This window comes from Iodobacter sp., from assembly GCF_025352645.1.
In the GTDB taxonomy this organism is placed as follows: Bacteria; Pseudomonadota; Gammaproteobacteria; order Burkholderiales; family Chitinibacteraceae; genus Iodobacter.
On the sequence record NZ_JANXSO010000059.1, the window covers coordinates 1 to 3,180 of the forward strand.

At 48.4% G+C, this 3,180-nt stretch carries 2 protein-coding genes; both read left to right on the forward strand.

All coding sequences use genetic code 11. The annotated features are described in order from the left end of the window. The first annotated feature begins 61 nt into the window (after window positions 1-61). Complete coding sequence (locus Q0R17_RS07655) at window positions 62-2,149, forward strand: hypothetical protein (RefSeq protein WP_293933613.1); 2,088 nt, start codon at window positions 62-64, stop codon at window positions 2,147-2,149. After that, window positions 2,146-3,180, forward strand: a 1,035-nt coding sequence (locus tag Q0R17_RS07660) for a hypothetical protein (protein ID WP_293933615.1), incomplete at its 3' end; no start/stop codon positions are given. The genes Q0R17_RS07655 and Q0R17_RS07660, both read left to right, overlap by 4 nt.

Below are 3,180 nucleotides of genomic sequence, written 5' to 3' on the forward strand. Positions count from 1 at the left end.
AAGCGATCAGTTTCAGCAACTTAAAACCGAATTTTTACCTAAGCAGTGATTAGGACGCTCAATGATGGAAGATGAAAATAAACCGAGCCGCAATTCGGTTACTGCTTGTGCAGTACCCAGTGATGGCAAACCCACTACCCCCTGCTATCTAGCCAGTGCCTTACCCGGCCTTGTCATTTTTGTACACGGGGTAAATTCACTTGGAGAATGGTATGAGCAGGGCGAGCAAGGCCTGTGTATGGGCCTGAACGAGCGGCTGGCACGGAATAAATACTTGATGCGAAGCGCTGTAGAAGGCTTTTTAACACCCAATCAATACGGTGAAGAATTATTAGCGGATGGGGGATCTAACGACAAACTGAGTGATAAGACTTTTATCCCTGATCCAGCGGCGGGCTATTCGCCTGTTATTCGTTTTAGATGGGGCTATCGTCCTGATAAAAAAGACTTGGCTGTTTACAAAAGCAAAGTATGGTTGGATGAAAGAACCAATGCTTGGGGTGGAGGCCCCTTTGCCAATGGCTGCTCTACTCTGCAAGACCTATGGGGGAGTGCGCTGAGTGATCGGCTGTTTTTAGGCATTACCGCCCAACACATCAACCCCACCAGCAGGCTCATCTACGGCTGCCCGCCCCGCTCCTATATGGCGATGGCGGCGGAGCGCTTAAGTAAACTCATCAGCAATATCCGAGCGGTCGATCCGGCCTGCCCAATCACCGTGGTTTGCCATAGTCAGGGCAATATCATTGGCATGGCATCCGCTTTCTTTAGTGAAACGGGTGTAGCAGATACTTATATTCTGTCTAATGCGCCTTGGAGCCCGGTTAAATCGGGCATCTATACCTATGTCAACACCCCCACTTCTAAGCTATTCAGGATGGAAGCGCATAAAGTTGCCAATCGAATTGCCACCTTAAAACACTTTGTGGAGCGGGTTAAAAAGCAAGGCGATAAGACAAAATGCCAACAAAGCCTTGAGCAGATTAATAAAGAATTTGGCTTTAAAAATAGCGATGCACAGCATTATTGGCTGGCAGAAGAACAAGATATTAAAAACTGGGATAAGGATAAAGACGCTGGTGATTTTATCGATAGGGATAATCGCGGCAAAATCTTTATGTATTGCAACCCTGCCGATCAGGTGATTGGTGCTTCGCCGATTCAGGGCATGGGCTGGCGTGGCCTCACTGCGGCAGAATTAAAAGAGGTGGATGAATCTGGCAAAACCTTACAAATACGTGTTTGGGCGCAGGGGCTTCATGTGGGCTCGCCTGATGTGAAGCAATACCATTATTGGCAAGACCACTGGCGAGCCAAAGAGAAACCCAAGCTGGATGAGGATGAGTTTTGGTATCCAGCCTCCCCAGCGGTTAAATATCACCCCACATTTGAAAAGCCCAGCGATGGCGTGTTTGAGGCGCTGTTTCGCTTTATCGGCTTGGGGATTCGACCGCTGATGTGGGTGGTAACCAATCTAAAAAACTTCCCTACGCAAGGCATCCCCGACCGCGATCATTGTGTGCCGATTACCGCCCCGCCACTGCGCGAGCCGCTATTCCCTTCGACTTCGCCCAAGCTGCCTAGCGGCAATGCCGAAGTGCCGCATGAAACCTTTGATGAAGGCCATGACAATGTGCCTGCCGCCCGCCAGCAGCCCGACGGCGATATTGCACGCTTACAGAAATACGAAGACCTAGCCACCAAGCGGCTGCTGCAAGAATCTGTAAACGAGGGGAGTTCCACGCCTGAAGAGCAGGAGGAAAGAGAAAAAGCGATTTTAGAGCGGGAATCTCACTCCCCCGACAATGCGACCGATCACGGCACGATTGTCAACAACCCACGGCATTGGCAAAAAGGCATCACTTACGATGTGGCGATGGGCTATCTGAACCCCAGCTTGATTACTGAAAAGAAATTAATGGAGTTTAGGGTGTTTGCAGATTGGCGCTATTTGAACGTAGGAACTGCCGAGCATTTTAGCGCCCCTTATTTCACCAATGGATATGTAAAAGGAGCGGGTAAGTCCGGCATCACACCTTATCAGCAGTACAACGAAGGCACTTTAGCAAGCCAAGTGCCGGGGATTGTCGATACGCCAGAAAAAGCATCGGCGGGTGATCTTAAATATGTGAAGGAATCGAGCCGATGAAAATCCTTAAAATCTGTGCAGCCATCAGTGCTGTGTTTATCCTGTTGCTGGGCATTAATGCTTGGCAACTCAATGGTGACCCTAGCATTCAGGGCCTAAGCCAAGGAGCCTATCTTATGCAAGTGATTAAAATCCCCGCTTTATTAACCCTGCTCGGTGCAGGGATGCTCAGTATCGCCGTTTGGAGTGGTAAAGCCGAAGCTGCCGAGCAATTAAAGCAGGAGCAGTTGGCAGAGCAAGCCGTACTGCAAAAAGCCCAAGCTCAAACCTCAGCCCAAGAAACCAGCCTTCACTTTAAAGTGCAACTGATCGGCGCACGGCTGATTACCCCCTATATCCGCCGTGGCCTGCCTTTAGAAGCCCAGCTTCCTGCTTTATTAGGCTATCAGCAAAATAAAAAGCCCAAAGCCTATTACGCCCCTGCTACGGCTAAAAAGAGTAGTTCGGGTGGTTATACAACGTCATATGATGATTTTGTAAGTACCTACCTAGATAAAATGATTGAAGCCTTTAACTTTTCATTTTGGTCAGCTCGCAGCGAGTCATTTTTTTATAACGGTCTAAAGTACACCAAAAATCCTGGTACAGGCCGCGTTGCAGGAACTATCAATCAAATTGCCGTCTTTTGCACCCTCGCTCAAGAGTTTCAGCCTGCTGCGAACTATCAATTCTTAAATCAAGAGGGTTTAATGACTTGGTCATACAAAGATAGTCCCCGAGTCGACAATAAAGCGGTCTTAACAGCATTTGAAAAAACACATGCATCAATTAAATCAGCGATGGATTTTGCTGTTGGTATCGCTAAAAATGACCCTAAATCCACCGTTCACTACCGCTTCGGCTCAAGTAGTGCCGGTTTTAGTTCATTAACACAGGCATTTGATTATCTAGAAAGCCACCCCAAGGAAGTAGTCTGGGTGCTCGCCGCAGATGCACGTAGCTTTGCACCTAAAATTATTGATGAACAGCCCAATGAAGCATCGGTGCTGCTGCTGCTAGCGCATCAGGACTTTGATACAGGGCGTGATCCT